This window comes from Amycolatopsis sp. lyj-112 (genome assembly GCF_046549055.1).
Classification (GTDB): Bacteria; Actinomycetota; Actinomycetes; order Mycobacteriales; family Pseudonocardiaceae; genus Amycolatopsis.
In genome coordinates, this window is sequence record NZ_JAJPWS010000018.1 from 1 (window position 1) to 21,142 (window position 21,142).

The 21,142-nt window shown below is 69.2% G+C and carries 10 protein-coding genes; all 10 read right to left on the minus strand.

Going from position 1 to position 21,142, the window contains the following annotated elements:
- Window positions 1-194 precede the first annotated feature (194 nt).
- Window positions 195-1,457, minus strand: coding sequence for a DUF222 domain-containing protein (locus ACLJRL_RS36540; RefSeq protein ID WP_410660955.1), 1,263 nt, complete (start codon window positions 1,455-1,457; stop codon window positions 195-197).
- Between the two features lie 249 nt (window positions 1,458-1,706).
- Complete coding sequence (locus tag ACLJRL_RS36545; protein WP_410660956.1) at window positions 1,707-2,900, minus strand: cation:proton antiporter; 1,194 nt, start codon at window positions 2,898-2,900, stop codon at window positions 1,707-1,709.
- 91 nt (window positions 2,901-2,991) lie between these two features.
- Window positions 2,992-5,292, minus strand: coding sequence for a protein translocase subunit SecD (secD, locus tag ACLJRL_RS36550; protein ID WP_410660957.1), 2,301 nt, complete (start codon window positions 5,290-5,292; stop codon window positions 2,992-2,994).
- 87 nt (window positions 5,293-5,379) lie between these two features.
- Window positions 5,380-5,775, minus strand: coding sequence for a hypothetical protein (locus tag ACLJRL_RS36555; protein ID WP_410660958.1), 396 nt, complete (start codon window positions 5,773-5,775; stop codon window positions 5,380-5,382).
- A 31-nt stretch (window positions 5,776-5,806) separates the two neighbouring features.
- Window positions 5,807-6,487, minus strand: a complete 681-nt coding sequence (locus tag ACLJRL_RS36560) for a maleylpyruvate isomerase family mycothiol-dependent enzyme (protein WP_410660959.1) — start codon at window positions 6,485-6,487, stop codon at window positions 5,807-5,809.
- A gap of 89 nt (window positions 6,488-6,576) precedes the next feature.
- Complete coding sequence (locus ACLJRL_RS36565; protein WP_410660960.1) at window positions 6,577-12,894, minus strand: hypothetical protein; 6,318 nt, start codon at window positions 12,892-12,894, stop codon at window positions 6,577-6,579.
- A gap of 267 nt (window positions 12,895-13,161) precedes the next feature.
- Window positions 13,162-14,910 carry an ABC transporter ATP-binding protein gene (locus ACLJRL_RS36570; RefSeq protein WP_410660961.1) on the minus strand — a complete coding sequence of 583 codons (1,749 nt, stop codon included), beginning with the start codon at window positions 14,908-14,910 and terminating at the stop codon, window positions 13,162-13,164.
- Window positions 14,907-17,429: an ABC transporter ATP-binding protein/permease gene (locus tag ACLJRL_RS36575; RefSeq protein WP_410660962.1), complete on the minus strand. Its 2,523-nt coding sequence runs from the start codon at window positions 17,427-17,429 to the stop codon at window positions 14,907-14,909. Before ACLJRL_RS36575 ends, ACLJRL_RS36570 begins: the two co-directional genes overlap by 4 nt.
- A complete protein-coding gene (locus tag ACLJRL_RS36580; RefSeq protein ID WP_410660963.1) occupies window positions 17,429-18,130 on the minus strand; it encodes a TetR/AcrR family transcriptional regulator in 702 nt (233 codons plus the stop codon). The genes ACLJRL_RS36575 and ACLJRL_RS36580 overlap by 1 nt, the downstream gene beginning before the upstream one ends.
- A gap of 103 nt (window positions 18,131-18,233) precedes the next feature.
- Window positions 18,234-21,026 carry a LuxR C-terminal-related transcriptional regulator gene (locus ACLJRL_RS36585; protein ID WP_410660964.1) on the minus strand — a complete coding sequence of 931 codons (2,793 nt, stop codon included), beginning with the start codon at window positions 21,024-21,026 and terminating at the stop codon, window positions 18,234-18,236.
- Between the last annotated feature and the right edge of the window lie 116 nt (window positions 21,027-21,142).

Genomic DNA, 21,142 nt, shown 5'->3' on the forward strand with positions numbered 1-21,142 from the left:
CCGGCTCAAACAATTCCGAGGCCTAGCGACCCGATACGCCAAACGAGCTGCCTACCACCGCGCCGAGATCATCCTCGCCTGCATCATCCTGCACCTCCGATGAAGATCCCCAGGACACACCCTAGGCCGCACGCGGCTCGGGGTCGTGGGCATGCCGAGGAGCCCGTCGCCGATGTGGCTGGCGGGCTCCTCGGTCAGACGAGGGCGCGGTGGAGTGTGTTGCGCCTCGGGGCCTGTAGCGGGTCCAGATATTGGGGCGGAATGAACTCCGGTAACCCGTCGACGGCCATGCGAACTTCCCAATCACCGTGGTGAATCAGGCGGTGGTGGAAGGAGCAGAGCAGGCACAGGTTGCGAAGGTCGGTCATGCCACCGTCTGCCCAGTGGTGAATATGGTGGGCGTGACAGCGCTTCGGTCTCCGCTGACAGCCAGGGAACGAACAGCCCCGATCCCGCGCATTCAGGGCCTTGCGTTGGCCTGGGGTGACGAACCGTTTGATCCGCCCCACATCCAAAGGCTCACCGGCAGCGTTCATGACGATGGGGAGCATGAGGCAGTCGCAGGCGGCCATGCGTGCCTCGCGGGCGGTCATCTGGCCGACGAAATCCACACTCGCGGTCCCGAGACCGGTCTTCAGCTCCTCGAAACCGACCAGGACGTGCACCATCGTCCGATACCCGCAGGTGCCGGGCTGGTCAGGGCTCGCGATCGCCAGGTCGAGCAAGTCCACCCACGCGTCGCCCTGACGTTCCCACACTGTCCGCAGGTCCGCTTGCCCGAACTCGTCGACCGGGCGAGGTTTCGCGTAGGCCTCGATCGCCGCCGCGGTGCGGGCACCTGCTTCGTCATCCAACAGGCCGGTGAGCTTCCAGAACCCGTCTTTACGCCGGTGCAACCTCAACTCACGACGCGGCTGAACGGGCTCGGGATCCTTCGGCTCTGCACCGTCCGGATCCAGCCACGCCATCAAGCCTGCTTCAGCCCGCGCGATCTGCGAAGGACCTCCATCACGAGCAAGATCAGCAAGGATCTTCTCAGCAGCGTCCCGGTTCTCCACCGACACATGCGCGGGGATCTTCTTCAGCACTTCGATGATCCGGTCGATGTGCTGTTCCCCGACAGCGCCTTCCGCCGCCGCAACAGCCGTCGTAGGTGCCAACGCTGGAACCTCGGTGCCATCGAGTGCACGGGTCGGGTTCAGCGCCACCGCGCGATCCACGAGTTTCTTCGCCTCAGCCGGAGCAATCCGCGCGACATCAGCAAGCCACATCTTCGTGTTCGCATACCCGTACAGATCTTTCGTGCCACGAGACTCGATCTCCGCCAGATAGATGCCCAACACAGCGGACGCAGCACGTGCCAGCGTCAGCGCCTCAGTCACTCCGTGGGCAAGCTCCAACTTCCCGGCACGCCACAACTCCTGCGGCAACTGAGGAAGAACGAGGGTCTCGGACACCCCTCCATAATACCGCAGTTTTGTCGAACACGTGTTCGTACTTTTAAGTGGTCGACGGATAGCGTTGATAACACTAAGGAGTGATCGGGGCACGCTCGCCGGTCACTTAACAATAAAAGCTCGTGAGTGGTCTTCTGCGTTTAGTCCTCTAGTTGCGTTCTCCCTGTGGGTGGCCGTGGCAGAGGTGAAGCACCACACCCCGCCACAGTGGGTACACAAATCAAGCCCCACCAGAACCGTCATTCCCACTCACGAGGAACGGGTTCGAGACTTCCGGTTGAGGAACGCGGAAGCCCCGACACCGTGCGCGGCGACGCTCGCCAGCACCGTCACGGACATGACGCTCAGCGCGATGTCGGCCGCGTCGCCGTCGAGCGAGTTGTAGGCCAGCAACCCGAACACGATCGAAGCCGCACCCCGCGGTGCCAGCAGGCCGATGGTCATCCGGTCCTTCCACCGCACATCGGTGCGCAGCAACGTGAGCAGCACCGGAATCAACCGGGCGACGGTCAGGGCGACGACGCTGACGATGACCACACCCCACGTCAGGCCGAACGAGAGCACCAGGACAGCCGTACTGCCGAAGACGAACCACATCAGCAGCCCGCACAGGGAACTGACGTCCTCGGCAAGCCCGAGTTCGTCGCCGCTGGGGTGCCGGGCGGTCTTGTAGGCGATTCCGCAGATGAACGCGGCGACGAACCCGTTGCCGCCGATGGCGACTGCGGCGGTGTAGGTCAGCAGGGGCAGCGCGACGGTCGCGACGCGCGCGGAGTGCTGTGTGGACCAGTTGTGCCTGCCCGCCACGTTCATCGCCACCGCCGCGACGGCGCCGATGACCGATCCGGCCAGCACCGCCAGCAACGCCGCCGGGATCGCGGCCTGCAGGGCCTCGACGGGTGTGTCCGCCTGATGGCGGCTTCCCGCCAGGGTGAGCGCGAAGATGAACACCGGGGCGACGATGCCGTCGTTGTAGCCGCTTTCGACGTTCAGCAGGTGCCGTACCCGTTCGGGGACCCGCACGTCGTGCACCACCGACGTCGCCGGGGCGAAATCGGTCGGGGCGATGATGCAGGCGATCAGCAGGACCACCGCCCAGCCGAGTCCGGGCAGCACCAGCAGGCCGACGCCCATCGTGATCAGGATCGACAACGGCAGCGCGATCACCAGCAGCCGGACCGCGGTCTTGCCGTCGTGCCCGAGATAGCCTCCCTTGACCGCGGTCGCGTCGACGAACAACAGCAGCGCGAGGATCAGTTCCGCCGCGTTCAGGGCGATCTCGGTGTTGAGGCCGTTCCCGAGTTCGTTGCGGGTGCTGAACCCGATCGCCAGTCCCGCCGCGACCATCGCCATCGGAGCGGTGACCTGCCACCGCTCCAGCCGCGCCGCCGTCATCGTCCACATCAGCACGACCACCGCGCCGACGAGCACGCTCTGGATCATGTCCCCGCCTCTCGTCCACGGCGGCCTCCCCGGCCACCGTGGACGAGCATAGAGAACCGGCGGACCACCTCGGTCCACAAAGGAACGCCGATCACACCACCGCGCCGTTGTCGTTGCGGTCACGCGCTTGCGGGGCCCTCTTCGCCGGACGGCCGGCGCCGGGATGGCGCCGGTCGAGCAGGATCGCCACCGGCCCCGCGGTGGCCACTGTGGACACCGTGCCGGCGACGAGCCCCAGCAGCAGCGCGAGGGCGAAGTCGGCCAGCGAACCGTCACCGAGGAACAGGAGCGTGCCGAGGACGAACAGCACCCCGATCCCGGTGTTGATCGTGCGGGGCAGCGTCTGCAGTACCGCCGCGCCGACGACGCGGGTGAACGGTTCCTTGCGGCGTTGCCCGCGTATCTCGCGCACCCGGTCGAAGACCACCACCGAGTCGTTGACCGAGTAGCCGATCACCGTCAGCAGCGCGGCCAGGAAGACGCCGTCCATCGACTTGCCCAGCCAGGCGAAGATCCCGAGGATGATCAGGACGTCCTGGGCCAGCGCGGCCACCGTGGCGAGACCGAGCCGCCAGTCGAACCGCACCGCCAGGTAGATCAGCTGGGCCAGGACGGCGAGACCGAGCGCGATCACGGCCTTGGTGCGCAGTTCGGCGCCGAGGCTCGGGCCGATCTGCTCGTCGCGGATCTCGGTGGCGTCACCCGAGACCCCGGACACCGCGGCCCGGATCCGTTCGGTGGCGGCCTCGTCGATCGGTTCGGTGCGCACGGAGATGTCGTTCTCCCCGGACGTCTGCACCACGGCGCGCGGGAATCCCGCGTCGGCGACGGCGTCGCGGACTTGCTCGACGTCGGCGGGGGCCGTGGTGCTGTACTCGATCACCCGCCCGCCGGTGAACTCCACGCCGAGGTTCGGCCCGGCCACCAGCAGTCCGGTGACGGCGGCGATGAGGACGGCGCCCGCCACCATCAGCCATCGCCGGGGTTTCGCGAGGAATCCCGGGTCGCGACGGTTGACCCACTGCCGGACCCGGCCTTCGTGGGTGAGCCCGGAAAGCCGGGGTTTGCGTGCCACGAAGCCGCGCATCGTGAGGTGCAACAGCAGCCGCGTGAACACGAGCGAGATGAACAGGGCGACGATCACCCCGATGGAGAGGGTGACGCCGAAACCGCGCACCGGCCCGGAAGCCAGCCAGAACAGGAGCCCGGCGGCGAGCAGGGTGGTGACGTTCGAGTCGACGATCGCCGACAGCGCCCCGCTGAACCCACGGCTGACCGACCGGGGAAGTGAGCCTCCCCGTTTGAGCGAGTGTTCCTCTCTCGCCCGTTCGAAGACCAGCACCGTGGCATCGACGGCCATGCCGATGGCCAGGACGAAACCCGCCAGGCCGGGCAAGGTCAGTGTCGCGCCGACGGCGAGCAGCGCCGCGTAGGACATCGCGGCGTAGACGACCAGCGCGCCCACGGCGACCAGACCCGCGAGCCGGTACACGGCGAGCAGGAACAACGCGGTCAGTCCCAGGCCGATGACGGCGGCACGGGCGCTGGCGTCGATGGCGGCCGCACCGAGTGTGGGGCCGACGGTCCGCTGCTCGATGATCTCGACCGGTACCGGCAACGCCCCGGCGTTGATCAGCAGCGCGAGATCCTTCGCCTCGGCGGGCGAGAACCGGCCGGTGATCTGCGTGCTGCCGCCGACGATCCCGACCTGGCAGCCGACCTGAGGGCTCACCTGCGGCGAGGAGATCACCTTGTCGTCGAGCGCGATCGCCACCCGCCGGGTCGGATCACCGGGCGGGGAACAGGCGGCCTGTCCGGTCAGCCGTTCCCAGCCTTGACCGGCATTCCCTTTGAAATCAAGGGAAACGAGCCAGCCGCCGCCCTGGGAATCGACCGTCGAGAGCGCCTCGTCGACGCCTTCCCCGGTCAGCGCGGCGGGTCCGAGTTTCAGCGGCTGCCCGGACTCGTCGGGCAGCACCCGCGTGCCGTCCGCGGCCGGTGCCGTCGATCCACCGGCGGTCGCTTCGACGCCGAGGACCGGATGGAAGGACAGTTGCGCGGTCCGGCCGATCACCTCGACGGCTTCGCGCGGATCCCGCAAGCCGGGCAGTTCGACGATGATCCGGTCGTCCCCGGAGCGGGCCAGCATGGGCTCGGCCACGCCGAGCGCGTCGACCCGGCGGCGCAGCACCTCAAGGGTGCGGTCGGTGGTCTCCGGTCCGGCGGTTGCGGTGGGCGAGTCCTTGGTCTCCAGCACGATCTGCGTGCCACCACGCAGGTCGAGCCCCAGCCGTGGGGCGGTGGTCAGTAACAGGTAGACGGTCGCGGCGAGGACGACCAGGGACACGACGGCGCGCCCGGTCATGCCTCGCCGCGCGGTTTCGCGCGGCACGACGAGTTCTCCTCGATGAATTCCCCCGCGCGCCGAGAAAGGCAGGCGGGTTCCCGGTACGGGCGCGCGGAACGCGGGCCCGTGGAGCTACAGATCCAGCAGCCGGGAAGGAGGAGCGCGATCCCCCAGTGCGACGAGGTGCGCGGCGCGCGACGGAAGCGTGATGTCGGAGTGGACGCCGCTCAGCCGGAGCAGCGTCGTCGACGCGGGCCCTTGCGGAACGGCGCCGAAGAGAGGCAGGTCACCGTGACCGTGCACACCCAGCAGTGACGGTTCGGCGGCGAGCCTGCCCGCGGCGCGCGCCGGCGCGATGGCCTTCGAGACGGAGGCGTCGACCACCACGTTCGTCCCGGGGGACTCCGCCGCCGCGGCGGTATCGCCGGAGAACAGGACGGAGAACAGCCCCAGCGCGGTCAGCACGGCGGCGAGCAGCGCCGGCACGGCCGGCCTGCCCCGCCGGTGCGTCACGCGCTCCACCGTCATCGACACTCTCCAAAGCTCTCTCGCCGACACCTTACTTGGACCCGGCGTCCCCCGTCGGAACACGACGCCGCAGGAGCGGGACCCCGTCGCCGTCGAGTTCGTCCAGGTAGGCCGCTCGTCCGGTCATGGCCATCGTCAAGGCCAGCGTGGTACCCGAGACGAGCGGCCCGGACCCGACGGCGAAGGGGCCGTCGGTCGCTTCGAGCCGCAGTCCGCCGATCCTTCCCTTCGCCATCACCACCAGGTCGGACCCCTGGTAGTAGCGCGCCAGCGAGGTGAGCGTCGCGATCGGATAGTCGTGGCGGATGCCGAGCGGCCGGCGGATGTCCTCCGCGTGCACGATCGCCTCGCCGAGCATGGCCAGCACGGGCAACGGTGGTTTGGTCGTGCTGGTGACGACGCGATGGAACCGCTCCAGCGTCTCGGCCCCGCTCGTCCCGAGGTGTTCGGCGAGCCGCATCGCGACCTGCTTGTCGAAGTCGAACCGGCAGCGGACGACTCCGACGTACCACCGCAGCGGAGTGAGGCTCGCCGAGGCGGTGAGATGGGCCAGCACCTCGCGCACCGTCAACCCGGCGCACAACGACGGTGTCGCCCATTCCTCCTCGGACAGGTCGCCGAGGTCGTCCGCCAGGGCCTGCCGCTCGGCGTGGATCAGCGGCCAGGCCACGGAGAGCGCGCGACTGCGTGATTTCGGCCCTGTGTTCGTCATCCAGGTCTCCTCAAGTAGTTCTCGGAAGAAGAGACTCTCGCCGGGAGCGCGAATCATCGGTCGTCGCGATTTCGGCTTGGAACAGCGGCTCAGGACTCTCGACGCCTCCGTCCGGCGAGGAGCAGCAGCGCGCCGACGGCCAGCATGCCGAGCGCCAGCACCGACATGGTCTTCACCGGCGAACCGGTGACCGCCAGTCCGGGCGGACGCGGCGTGTCCGGCGGCTGCGGGGTCGGCTTCACCGGCGGCTCCGGCGTCGGCGGCACCCGCGTGTCCGTGCCGCATTCGGGGTTCGCCGAGCCGGGCGGGCAGTTGACGCCAGGGGTGTCGGAGGTGACGACGTTGCGGAGCCGGTGGTCACCGGTCGCGGGCGACTTCAAGGTGACGCCGTAGGTGACGGTGGCCTTCTCCCCCGGCGCCAGCTTGCCGGTCCAGGTGAGTTTCGGCGCGGCGTAGGTCACCGTTCCGATGGTGGCCTTCGCGGCGCCGTCGAACGTGGCGTCGTCGAGCACCTGGGTCAGGTCGTCGGTGAAGGTCGCACCGTCCACAGTGGCCTGCCCGGTGTTCTCGACCGTCACGGTGTACGTGACGACCTCGCCGGGCTTGGCCTGCGTCTTGTCGACGGTCTTCTTGATCTTCAGGCTCGACACCGGCGTCGTCGTGCCGCACTTCGGGTCCTTGCTTCCCGGCGGGCAGTTGGCGCCGGGGTCGTCCGAGGTGATCGCGTTGGTCAGCTTGCCGTCGCCGTCCGGCTTGGTCACCTTGACGCTGTAGGTGATCGTCGCCGTCTGCCCGATCTCCAGGTCGCCGGTCCAGGTCAGCTTCGGTTCCTCATAGGACACCGCGCCGATCGTCGCCGTGCCGTCCTTCTGGAACACGGCGTCGTCGAGGACCTCGGTGAGATCGTCGGTGAACGTCGCGCCGGCCAGTTTGGTCTTTCCGGTGTTGCGCACGGTGACGGTGTACTTGACGACGTCGCCCGGGTTGACCGTCGACTTGTCCGCCTTCTTCTCCAGTTCGAGGCCCGGCACCGGGGTGCTGGTCGAGCAGGCCGGGTCGTCGGACTGCGGCGGGCAGGTGCCCGGCGTGTTGGTGTTGACGGTGTTCCGCAGTTCGTGGTCACCCGTGACCGGGTTCTTCACCTTCACCGAGTAGGTCAGCGTGGTCGACGTGCCCACCGGAAGATCACCGGTCCACACCAGGTTCGGTGCGGTGAAGGCGAACGCGCCGCCGACCGGCGCCGACTGGGCGTCGTTCTGGTACTCGGCGTCGTCGAGCACCTCGGACAGGTCGTCGGTGACCCGTGCCGCGTCCTCGCCGACCAGGTCGACCTTGCCGGTGTTGGTGACGGTGACCGTGTACTTCACGACGTCGCCCGGATTCGCGCTCTGCTTGTCCGACGTCTTCTTCACCGTCAGTTCCCGGGAAGGAACGTCCGCGGTGCAGTTCGGGTCGGTCGAACCCGGCGGGCAGTTGTTGCCCGGCGTGTCCGAAGTGACCACATTGGACAGCTTCTTGTCGCCGGGGTCGGGATTCTTGATCTTCACCGTGTAGGTGATGGTCGACGTCTCCCCGATGCCGAGCGAACCGGTCCAGTTCAGTTTCGGCGCGGTGTACGAGACGGCGCCGATCGTGGCCTTGCCGTCGTTCTGGTAGTCGGCGTCGTCCAGCACCTGGGTCATGTCATCGGTGAAGGAGATACCGTCCTGGCGGGTCTGCCCGGTGTTGGCCACGGTGACGGTGTACGTCACGGTGTCGCCGGGATCGACCGACTTCTTGTCGGCGGTCTTCTTGATGAGCAGCCCGGAAACGGGCGTGGTCGTCCCGCACTTCGGATCGGTGGAGCCCGGCGGGCAGTTCCCACCGGGGATGTCCGATGTGACGGCGTTGACGAGCTTCTTGTCACCGTCGCCCGGGTTCTTAACCTTGACCGTGTAGGTGACCGTGGACGTCTCCCCGACGCCGAGGTCGCCCTTCCACGTCAGCTTCGGCTCCGCATAGGACACCGCACCGATCGTCGCGGCGCCGTCCTGCTGGTAGTCCGCGTCATCGAGAACCTGGGTCAGGTCGTCGGTGAACGTCGCGCCCGGCAGCTTGGTCTGGCCGCTGTTCCGCACGGTGACGGTGTACTTCACGACATCGCCAGGGTTCGCCGAGTCCTTGTCGACGACCTTCTTGATCTCCAGCCCCGAAATCGGAGTGGTCGTGCCGCACTTCGGATCGGTCGAACCCGGCGGGCAGTTGTTACCCGGGATATCCGAGGTGACCACATTGGACAGCTTCTTGTCGCCGGTGTTCGGGTTCTTGACCTTCACCGTGTAAGTGACGGTCGAGATCTCCCCGATGCCCAGCGAACCGGTCCAGCTCAGTTTCGGTGCGGTATAAGTGACATCGCCGATCGTCGCTTTACCGTCGTTCTGGTAGTCCGCGTCGTCCAGCACCTGAGTGAGATCGTCGGTGAACGTCGCACCGGTCAGCTTGGTCTGCCCGGTATTGGTGACGGTGACCGTGTACCTCACGACATCGCCCGGGTTCGCCGACTCCTTGTCGACGGCCTTCTCGATCTTCACGCCCGCCACCGGAGTGGTCGTGCCACACTTCGGATCGGTCGAACCCGGCGGGCAGTTCCCGCCCGGCGTATCCGAAGTGACCGTGTTGACGAGCTTCTTGTCGCCGGGGTCAGGACTCTTGACCTTGACGGTGTAGGTGACCGTGGAAGTCTCCCCCACCGCGAGGTCGCCCTTCCACGTCAGCTTCGGCTCCGCATAGGACACCGCACCGATCGTCGCGGCGCCGTCCTGCTGGTAGTCCGCGTCATCGAGAACCTGGGTGAGATCGTCGGTGAACGTCGCACCGGACAGCGCCGTCTGGCCGGAGTTCTCCACGGTCACCGTGTACTTCACGACGTCGCCGGGATTCGCCGAGGACTTGTCGACGACCTTCTTGATCAGCAGACCGGAAACCGGCGTCGTGGTCCCGCACTTCGGATCGGTCGACCCCGGCGGGCAGTTCCCGCCCGGCGTCTCGGAGGTGACCGTGTTCTTGAGCTGATTGTCCCCGGTGTTCGGGTTCTTCACCTTGACCGTGTAGGTGACCGTCGACGTCTCCCCGACGCCGAGATCGCCCTTCCACGTCAGCTTCGGCGACGCGTAGGAGACGTCACCGATGGTCGCGGCCCCGTCGTTCTGATAGTCCGCGTCATCCAGCACCTGGGTCAGATCGTCGGTGAACGTCGCACCGGACAGCGCCGTCTGGCCGGAGTTCCGCACTGTCACCGTGTACTTCACGACGTCGCCCGGGTTCGCCGACTCCTTGTCGACCGCCTTCTCGATCTCCAACCCCGAAACCGGTGTGGTCGTCCCGCATTTCGGATCGGTCGAACCCGGCGGGCAGTTGTTGCCCGGGATATCCGAGGTGACCACATTGGACATCTTTTTGTCGCCGGGGTTCGGGTTCTTGACCTTCACCGTGTAAGTGACGGTCGAGGTCTCCCCGATGCCCAGCGACCCCGTCCAGCTCAGTTTCGGGGCGGCATAGGTGACGTCGCCGATCGTCGCGGCGCCATCGTTCTGGTAGTCCGCGTCGTCCAGGACCTGCGTCAAGTCGTCGGTGAACGACACACCGGAAAGCTTGGTCTGGCCGGTGTTCCGCACGGTCACGGTGTACTTCACGACATCGCCGGGGTTCGCCGACTCCTTGTCGACGGCCTTTTCGATCTTCACCCCCGACACCGGGGTTTCCGTGCCACAAGCGGGATCCGTGGAACCCGGCGGGCAGTTCCCGCCCGGCGTCTCGGAAGACACGGCGTTCTTGAGCCGGTTGTCCCCGGTGTTCGGGTTCTTCACCTTGACCGTGTAGGTGACCGTCGACGTCTCCCCGACGCCGAGATCGCCCTTCCACATCAGCTTCGGCGACGCGTAGGAGACATCACCGATGGTCGCGGCCCCGTCGTTCTGATAGTCCGCGTCATCCAGCACCTGGGTCAGATCGTCCGTGAACGTCGCACCCGCGAGCTTCGTCTGCCCGGTGTTCTCCACCGTCACCGTGTACTTCACGACGTCGCCCGGATTCGCCGAGGACTTGTCGACGACCTTCTTGATCAGCAAACCGGAAACCGGCGTCGTCGTCCCGCACTTCGGATCCGTCGACCCCGGCGGGCAGTTCCCGCCCGGCGTCTCGGAAGTCACCACGTTCTTGAGCCGGTTGTCGCCGGTGTTCGGGTTCTTCACCTTGACCGTGTAGGTGATCTCGGCGCTCTTCCCCGCGGCGAGCGTGCCCGTCCAGGTCAGTTTCGGTGCCGCATAGGACACCGCACCCGGTGACGCGGCGACGTCGTTCTGGTAGTCGGCGTCGTCCAGCACCGCGGTCAGGTCGTCGACGATCTTGATGTCGGCCGCGGTGACCTTCCCGGTGTTGGTGACGGCGATCGTGTACTTCACCGTGTCGCCGGGGTTCGCGGACTCCTTGTCCGCGGTCTTCTTCACCGTGTACGCCGGGGCGGGCACCTTGGTCTCCGCGCAGGTCGCGGCCGGGTCGTCCGGGCACTGCGCGTCCGGGGGCACCACCGGCGGCGGTCCGATCGGGACGGTCGCGCGGTTCACCAGTTCCTTGCCGATCGCGGCTTCTTCGACCTTGACCCGCACGGTCAGCGTCGCGGTCTCGCCCACGGCCAGACCGGCGACGGCCCAGTCGATCGGCCCGCTACCGGACGGCGTGCCCTTCGTCGCCTCCGACGACACGTAAGTCGTGGCCGGTGGCAGGGTGTCGCGCACCGTGAGCGCGGGAACCGGGATCACGCCGGTGTTCCGCAGCGTCACCTTGTACGTCAACGTGTCGCCCGGAACGGCTTCGGCGAGGTCGACCGACTTGGTCAGCTGGTACCCCGGCGAGGCGACCGTGTTCCGCACCGTGTTCGAGGTGCGTTCCTGCGCGCGTCCGGTGTCCTCGCCCTGGAAGGTCAGCTTTCCGGTGTTGTCGAGTTTCGTGCCGTCCGGCACACCCGTGCCGACCGTGACCTTGAAGGCGACCTGCTGCGACTGGCCGGGCCGCAGGTTCCGCAGCCGGCAGGTGACCACCTGCCCGGCGGCCGAACAGCCGGGATTCGACCCGGCCACGAACGTCACGCCGTTCGGCAGGGTGTCGGTGAGCACCACGTTCGTCGCGGTGTCGAGGTCGTTGGTCGTGCCGTCGGCGTGGCGGTTGGCCACGTCGAAGGTGTAGGTGACCTGGCTGCCCTTGGTGACGTAGCCGGGCGGGTTGTCGTCGGTGTTGCCGACGGGATCGTTCGCCTTGGTGATCTGGAGATCCGGTTCGAGCGCGTCGGTGACGAGCCAGACCACCTGCGGGTAGAGCGCGTCGCCGGTGGTGCCGATCTTCACCTGGAGCGCGCTGGTGCCCGCGGGCACCTTGCCCGTGATGTCGATGCTGCGGGCGTCGTACCCGACGTTGTTCACCGGGTTCGGATTTCGCGCGGTGACGTTCGATCCGGAACCGGTCGCCGACACCTGGTCGATCCGGCTGCTGAAGGCGTTGTCGTTCACCACGCCCGCGGGACCGGGCAGGGCGACGTTCTGCAGGCTGGAGGCGTTCGGGCCCACCTGGAGGTAGTCACCGGTGATGGGCGCGTCACCGTCGCCGGCCACGATCCCGAGTTCGACCGCGGGCTGCCGCGAGGTCGGGGCCTTGATGCCGCTCAACGCGATGGTCGCCGAGACCGGCGTGCCACCGCCGGCGACCCGCTGCAGGCCGTCCCACACCTGGAGGTAGCGCAGCGGCTCACTGGCCCGTTCGTAGGCGACCACCAGCGACCAGCCGCCCCAGCAGCCGAGGTTGGTCCCGCTGATCGACTGGCCCTGGCAGGCCTGGATGTCGGCGACCGTGTACTGGCCCGTCCCGGCTTTGACCACCGCGTCGGTGACGTCGGCGGCGCCACCGTAGGCGTACGGGGTCGGGAAACCGGACGTCGTCAGCGCGGGGAACCAGTCGTAGGTGTCGGCGGTGATCCGCTGGTAGCTGCTCGCGCCCGGGGTCTTCAGCGAGACCTGGTTGCCTTTCGCGCCGTCACCGGAGCTCCCGCTGGAGGCGATCGGGTTGAACTGCCAATAGAGCCGGGCGTTGAGCACCTTGGCCCCGGCCGGGAGGCTCAGGCTCGACGCGGAGGCGGTGTTGCCGGGCGCGGCCGGGTCGGTCTTGATCCACGACACCGGGCTCGCGTTGCTCGCGGAGGTGTCGCAGGTGACCCCGGCGGCACACTGCACCACCGAGTTGGCGGCCATCGCGATCCCGCCGTGAGCCAGCCCGGAGTACACCGGCTGCGGGCCGATCGGGCGTTCGGTGCCGGCGCCACGAGGCTGCGTCTGGGCGCTCGCCGGCACCGGGACGCCCATCAGCAGGGCCACTACGGCCACCGTGAGCACCGCTATGCCCCGGCGACACCGATCTAGCCCACGCCGCTCCGCCATGCCGCCTCCGCCTCACCCCTCGCTCCCGGCGGCCCAGGTCAGGCGGACGGGGACAGCGAGCACGATCGACGTCATCCTGTGTCGCCAAGATCATTCACGGCAACCGGGACCGGCGCTCTCACCTGGATAAAGCCCGTTAAGGGGGTCCGAAACCCCCGGACGGGTGATGGAATCGTGAAACCGTCCACAACGGACACGGGCCTTGCGTAGGGGTCATCGCGCGCTCGCGGCGGTGATGCGCCAGCCGGTGGCGTCCCCCTGCTGTCGCCAGAACTCGGCGAAACGTCCTTGCCGGGCAAGGAGCTCCCCGATGGTGCCGTCCTCGGCGATCTCCCCGTCCTCCAGGAAGACCACCCGGTCGGCGTGCCGGATACCGGCGATCCGGTGGGTGACGATCACCCGGGTCCGGGCCACGGGATCGGCGCTGAGCGACCGGACGACCGCGTCCTCGTTCTCCGTGTCGAGGGCGCTGGTGGCCTCGTCGACCAGCAGCACCGGCGCCGGTTTGAGCAGAGCACGGGCTATGGAGACACGCTGCCTCTCGCCACCGGAAAGCGCACTGCCCGCTTCACCCACGACCGTGTTCTCGCCGTCGGGAAGGCGGCCGATCAGTTCGTCGACCTTGGCGAGGGCGACGACCTCGGCGAACCGCTGCTCATCGGCCGAGGAGTCCCCGGCGAGGACGTTGTCGCGGACCGAACCGTCGAACAGGTACGGCTGCTGGAACACGACGGTGACCAGGTCCCGGCGATCGGCCGCGGGCAGGAGGGCGACGTCCGTCCCGCCGATGACGACCCGGCCGCTGGTGGGCTGATGCAACCCGGCCAGCAGGGAGAGCACGGTGCTCTTGCCCGAGCCGGACGGGCCGACGATCGCGGTCGTCGTGCCCGGTTCCAGGGTGAGGCTGAAGTTCTCGAGGACCGCTTCGCTCTCGGGCGCGTACCGGAAACCGACCTCCTCGAACCGGACCTGCGGCGCGGCCGCCCGCTCCGGCGGGGTGGCGTCCCCGGCCGGGGCCACGGGCGCGGTGAGCACCGTGCGGATCCGGCCGAGCGTGGTGGTGGCGGTTTCGATACCCGGCGCGAGATCCCCGAGCGCGGTGAACGGTTCCAGGTAGCGCGCGATCACCACGATCAGCGCGATCGCTTCCGGCACGCTCAGGCTCCCTTGGGTGGTGAGCAGCACGGTGGTACCGGCGAGCAGCACCAGGGCGAGCTGACCGGCGATGCCGAACAGCACCTGACCGGGGATGTGCAGGCGCAGCAGCCGGACGGTCGCGCCGTGCTGCGCGGCCAGCGCAGCGCCGGCGTGGCTGCGCGCGGGCTCCACCCGGCGGGCGGCGCGCAGGGTCTGCTGGGTGCGGGCGAATTCGACGATCCGCTCGGTCAGGACGCTGTTCGCGGCCGAGGCGGCCCGATCGGCGCGGCGGGTGATCCGGCCGGTCGCCCACAACGCGCCGAGCAGCACCGGGACCCCGGCCAGCGCGGCGACCCCGAGCGGCCAGGCGATCGGCAGCAGGGCGAGCGCGATCGCGATCGGCAGCAGGACCGCGCCGATGAGCGGGGTGAGCAGATAGCCGACCAGGCCGACGAGGTCGGGTCCGGTCGCGGCGATGGCCTGCCTGGCGGTCTGGGTGTTCTCACTGTCCAACCAGGACAGCCGGACGTTCGTCAGGTGCTCGGCGACGTCGTGCTGGGCGTGGTCCAGCACTTCGAAACCGAGTTCGAAGCCGAGGCGGCCCACCACCGCGTCGATCGCCCAGCCGGTGGCGGTGACGGCGGCGAGCGCGCCCAGCCACGGCAGGGCTTCGGCCGGGTCCGGGCCGAACAGGCCACCGACGAGCGGGACCAGCAGGACGACACCGGCGGCGCGCAGCAGCACCGAGAGCACGGCGAGCACCGTGTAGCGCCGGAACGCCCCGCCTTGCGCGGGCGGGATGAGACCGAGCAGGGTGCGGATCACGCGGTCACCTCCGAGACGGTTCCCGCCTGCCACAAGCGGGTGTAGCGCCCGCCCGTGGCCAGCAACTCTTCGTGGGTACCGGTTTCGGCGATCCGGCCGTGGTCGAGGACCACGATCCGGTCGGCGCCGGTGATGGTGTGCAGGCGGTGGGCGATGACCAGGACGGTCCGGCCGGCGGTGAGCCGGTCGAGTGCTTGTTGCACGAGGTACTCCGACTCGGGATCGGCGAAGGCGGTCGCCTCGTCGAGGACGAGGACAGGGGCGTCGGCGAGGAGTGCGCGGGCGATGGCGACCCGCTGGCGTTCCCCGCCGGACAGCTGGGAACCGGCTCCGAGCACCGTGTCGTAGCCCTGAGGCAACCGCTGGATCCGGTCGTGGATCTGCGCGTCCCGGGCCGCGGTCACGACCTGGTCTTCGGTGGCGCCGGGAACGGCGAGCGCGATGTTCTCCCGGACGGTCCCGTGCACGAGTTGCGGATCCTGAAGGACGAAACCGATGCGGCCGTAGAGCTCGTCGGCGGCGAAGGCGCGGATGTCGCGGCCTCCGACGCGGATCGCCCCGGTGGTCACGTCGTGGAACCGCGCGACCAAGGCGGCGAGGGTCGATTTCCCCGCTCCCGACGGGCCGACCAGCGCGGTCACGGTGCCGGGACGCAAGATCAGGGAGACGTCCTCCAGTACCGGAACCCCGGTGCGGTAAGCGAAGCCGACCCGGTCCAGTTCCACCGTGCCCGGCGAAACCTCCTCTAGGGCGGTTTGCTCCTTTGTGGACAGTTCAGGTTCGTCGAGGACGACCTGGATCCGGCGAGCGGCGAGCACACCTTCTCGGACACCGCCGAGACCGTAACCGATACCCAGTAGCCGCGCGCCGAAGGTGGTGCCCAGCAAGAGGAACGGGATCAGCGTCACCGGTTCGATACCGCCGCCGACCACCATCAGGGTACCGATTCCGGTGATCAGCAGCAGGAAGGTGGCGGGCCTGGTGGCGAAGTCCAGCATCGTCTTCTTGCCGATGAACGGGCGCTGCCAGTCCCCGAGGAACGCGATGTACTCGTCGAGCCGCTGCCGGAACGTCGAAGCGGCCGCGCCGCCGAACACCCGGATCACCGGCTGCCCTTCGAGATACGCGCCGGCTTCCCCGGCCATCCGCTCCGCCCAGCGCATCGCCTGGCCGGTCCTGGGTCCCGACTGCACGACCATGATCGACGTCGTGACGAGGTAGACGAGGATCGGGACGAGCAGGACGAGCGCGATCCGCCAGTCCACCGCGAACAGGTAGGCCAGGACCGCGACGGGGGCGACGATGGCCGCCACCGCGTCGGGCACGGCGTGCGTGACCAGATAGTGGAGCGAGAGCGTGTCGCCCTGCACCAGTTTCGCGACCGAGCCCGAACCGCGTGCGGTGAACCAGCCCAGAGGCAGCCTCGCCAGCTTGCCCAGCAACTCTTGCCGCAACCCGCGGGCGAACTCGGCGTCGGCCGCGTGCAGCCAGAGCACGACCGCGGATTCGAGCAGCGTTCCCACGCCCAGCAGCACCAGCGCCGCGATCCCGGTCGCCCACAGCGACTCCGCGCCGGAGAGCAACTGGCGGACCAGCTCCACGAGCAGCACGAACGGCGCGAGGCGGATCAGCGTCACGAGCGCCTGCAGCACCCCGGCGACGATCAGCGTCCGCCGCAGCGGGGCGAGCAACCGGCCTGCCGCCTGGGCGCGCCACGCTCCCTTGACCGCGGGCTTCTCCGGCTCGGGGACTTCCGGGGCCGGTTCTTCCTTGTTACCACGGAAAGAGCCCATCGCCCGGCCGTAGTACCAGTAAGCGCGACCGTGCACTTCGGACTTCGGGAAGCCGAACGTATCCCGCAACCGGGCCTTCAGATGCTTCAACGAGCCCGCTTCCGGCGCGAGCCAGGCCTGCCAGTCCGACCAGTCCCGCGTCTCGATCGCCGCGGCCAGCGAGGCGGCGTCACGGCGCGGTACCCAGTGGACCCGCAGCCGCGGATGTTCGCCCAGCGGGATCAGCCGGTCGGTCTCGTCGTGCTCTTCGAGATACAGCTCGATGGGCAGATCGGCCGGGACCACTTCGAGAATCGCGTTGATCGCGGGGATCGACGCGGAATCGCCGATCAGCAGGTACCCGGCCGGCCGTTCGTCGGGGACGGAGAAGGACGAGGAACCCAGAGACATCACCGGAACCGTCGACCCCGGCCGAGCCTCGCGCGCCCACTTCGACGCTGGACCGGCGGGCTCGTGCAGCACGACGTCGACCGCGAAAGTCCCGGCGTCCGGGTCGGCCTCGGTGAGGGTGTAGGCACGCTGGAATTCGGCCGGACCGCCCTCGGGATCCGGGAACCAGAAGCGGAGCCAGGCCGTCGGCGCCACGACGACGTCCTCGAACAACGTCGGCGAGGTGAACCGGATCCGCACGAACCGCGGGGTGATCTCTTCGGTCTCGACGACGGTCGCTTCGTGGTCCCGTCCGCCGAAACCACGCATCATCGCGCCTTGGAATCCGCGCGCCATCACACACCTTCCCCGGTGGACGCCAGATCGGCCACCATCTCGGCGACCGGCCTGCCCGGCGGGCAGGACCCGATCAGCCCGCGAATCGACGCGGTCAGCAGAAGCCGTACGTACTCGGGCCGCGGGACCTGCGGCAGCGAGGCGGACGGCGCGGCCAGCCGAAGATCGCGTGACAGCCGCTCGCGCACCGCCTCCCGCTCGCGGTCCAGCCCGTCGCCGTCGGTCTCCTCGGCCGCCGTGCTGTTCTCTTCCGAAGCGGTCATCCCGATGGTCAGCGACGCGACCGCGCCACTGAGCACGATCGCCGCGTCGGGGGCGTAACCGCGCCGGGCGAGCGCCTCGACCTCCTCCGCCAGCAGGCGCTGCCCCCCGTCCCCCCGCGGGAACAGCAGTTGCAGGTAGCCGACGAGGCCCGGGTGCTCCAGCACGAAGGCCCGCATCTGCAAGGCGAAGGACAGCAGATGCCGCTCGACGTCGTGGGCGGGATCGTCCCGCAGCCGTAGGTCGGCCAGGATGCTCTCCCCGACCAGCCGCTCGAGCCCCCATCGCCCGTCGACGTGGCGATAGAGGGCGGTCGCGGTCACCCCCAGCCGGACCGCGACCGCCTTGACGCTGAGCCTTCGCATGCCGAGTTCGCGGCCGGCGCGGACGATGTCGTCCACCGCGATCTTGGCCGGTCGGCCGCCGATGTTCGTCGGCATCTCACCCCCGGGTCAGGAAAGTTATACCCGGAAACTAAGGTTAGGCTTACCAGAAGTCAAGACACCGTTGAGCCACGGACGCGTTCAGAGGACTAACGGCGGTTCAGGACCTGGTGACGTCGCGGAGCAGGTCCTCGGTCAGAACGGTGCGCGAGGGCAGGCCGAGCTTGCGCAGCGCCCGTCCGACGTGGATCTCGACCGTGCGGGGCGACAGGAAGAGGCGCTCGCCGATCTCGCGGTTGGTGAGGTTCTGCACGACGAGCCGCGCGACCTCGAGTTCCCTGGGAGACAACGCTTCGCCGTAACCCTTGCGGCCGCGCCGGGGGATCTCGGGGTCGCAGCGCCTGAGCGCCCGGCGGCAGCGGAGCGCGTCCACGGCGGCGCCGAGGCTCCCGTACGTCGTCTCCGCGGTGGTGAAGGAGCCGACGGCCAAGGTTCGTTCCCCTGCCTCGGCGAAGCAGCCGGCCGCGAGTTCGTCGGCGTACGCGGCGAAGTAGGGGAAGGGCAACGCCTCGTACGCGTGCGCGGCGTCGTGCAGTAGTTCCCCCGCGGCAAGGGTCTCTCCGCGCGCGTGCCTGAGCAGGCCCCGGCACAGCAGCACGGCCGCGCCGGCGAGCGGGGCGTCCTTGCCGTCGATGCCCTGGCGGTATTCCGCGAGGAGTTCCCGCGCCTCGACGAGCTGCCCCAGCCCGATCATGGTGCGCACGGTGAACGGCATCAGCTCGGCCGCCCAGACCCAGTTGTTCTTGCGGCGCACGGTGGCCAGGCCGTACTGGGCCAGCCGGAGGGCGGCGGTGAGATCCTTGCCCGCCTGGTGCACCGCGACGCGGCCCGCGTACGCCGAGGCCTGCACCGGCACGCTGCCCGCGGAAAGCGCGAACGCCGCGTCGAAACTGCGCAGGGCCGCCGCCGGACGATGCTGCCCGTACTCGTACCAGCCGAGCACCAGCAGCGGTTCGGCGGCGAGCGAACTGCCGGCCTCGAACCGTGTCAGCATCGCCCTCGCCTTCTCGCTGACGACCGTCCACTCCCCCATCGCGAGGTCCAGCCGCAGTTCCGTGCCGTCGGCGAGCGCGTCGAGGTAGGGCTGGTGATCGTCGCGGATGAGCCGTCGCGCGGTCGCGAGAAAGGCCCGCGCCACCGGGAAATGGCCGTTCCACGCCACCGCGTCGGCCAGGTTGACGTAGGTGCGCGCGACCTGGCGGCAGACCTCGGCCGATTCGGGCTCCGTCGGCAACGACGCGACGTCGTCCCAGGCCTCCGGATCGGCGATCTGCATCCGCGCGGACAGCCGGTTGGCGGTGATCGCCGCGCGCATTTCCGCGTCCTGTTCCCCTTTGCCTGCCTGCTCGGCCTGTTCGAGCCAGCGGAAGTTCTCCTCGACCGGCGCCATGCCGATATGCGGCAGCGCGAACGTGACCAGTCCCCTCGCGAGCAGCGCCTGCCGCCGGTCGAGATCGGCCGCGCCCAGTTCGATCTCGAGCCTGCCCGCCTCCACCTTGCCCGCCTGGTTGACCAGGACCCGGCCGAGGTTGACCCGGATCTCCCCGCGCGCGGTCCTGCTCAACGGCCAGTCGCGCAGGATCTCCCGTAGCAGCCCCACGGTGCCGGCGTGAGCGATGCCGCGCGGCAGTTCCCGGCCGAGCCGGACGGCGAACGACTCGCGCGCCGCCCTCGGCAGGTCCGTGTCCCGTAACGCCGCTTCGAGCAGACGGCTCGCTTCTTCCGTCCGGCCGTCCTCGATCGCGTCGTCGACCGCGGCTTCGGTCCACTGTGTCCAGATGGCGACGTCTCCGGCCAGCCGCGCGTGCCGGGCGATGAGCGACGCCGAGGGCTCGGCGCCGGACACGAGCCAGGTGGCGGCGCGGCCGTGCATCGCGCACCGCTGAGGCCCGGAGAGCAGCGCGTAGACGGCTTCGGCGATCAAAGGGCTTCCCGGGGAGTACCTGCCACGGCCGTGGTCGCGCAGCAGTCCGGCGTCCACTGCCTCGGTGATCGCGCCGGAACCATCGCTCACCGACGCCACCGCGCCCAGTTCTTGTTCCCCGCCCGGCGAATCCAGCACCGCGGCCGCGCGCACGACGTCCCGCGCCGCCGGGCCGATCGCCGCCATGAGTTCGGCGATCCGGCTCCGCACGACCGGCGGAACGGTCGCCGACGCGAGCGACTCCACCGAAAGCGTCTCACCGAGACTCCGGATCAGGGGCACGAGATCGGCGGCGATACCGGACGTCCGCCGATGCAGCGCCTCGGCCAGATCCGGTGCGCCCACCCAGGTGCGGACCTGTCCGGCGGTGAACGGCGTCAGCGTGAGGTGGGCCGTGAGCCCGCGCAGCGGCGGGAATCGGCGCGGCCCGCCGGACACCGCACCGAGCACGACGCTCAGACCTGCCGCGGGCGACGCCGCCAGCCCGCGCAGGAACTCCCAGGTGTCGTCGTCTGCCGCGTGGACGTCGTCGAGGACGAGGACGGCCGGGCCGCAGCCGGTCAGGATTTCCCGCACGGCACGGAACTCCTGCTGCCGGACGGTTTCCGCGTCCGCGCCTTCCGGGAACGGCGGCAACCACGACGACCACTCCGGGATCAGCCGTCGCAGCACTCCGGTCACCGGAGAGAAGGTGGTGGCGTGGGTGGCGGCGACGTCGCCCGCCCCGAGCAGCGCGTCGACCAGAGACGCCAGCCGGCAGGGACGTACGAACGAACCGCACCGGGCCGACCAGAACACGCGCGACGCGATCCCGGGATGAGCGGCCAGTTCTCCGAGCAGACGGCTCCGGCCCACGCCCGGCCCGCCCTCGACGACGGCGACCGAGGGCGGATGCGCGACCACGCGCAGCAGTTCGGTCAGTTCGGTGTCGCGGGCCACGAACACCGGTGCCGCACCGAGCGTCGGCATGCCCGGAACCCTACCGATCGGGCACCCGCCGAAAGGCGGGAACACGAACAGTAACCGCAGGCCGGAACCCCCGCCGGTCGCAATACGGACCCTTAGCTATTGCCGCGAACCTTGCC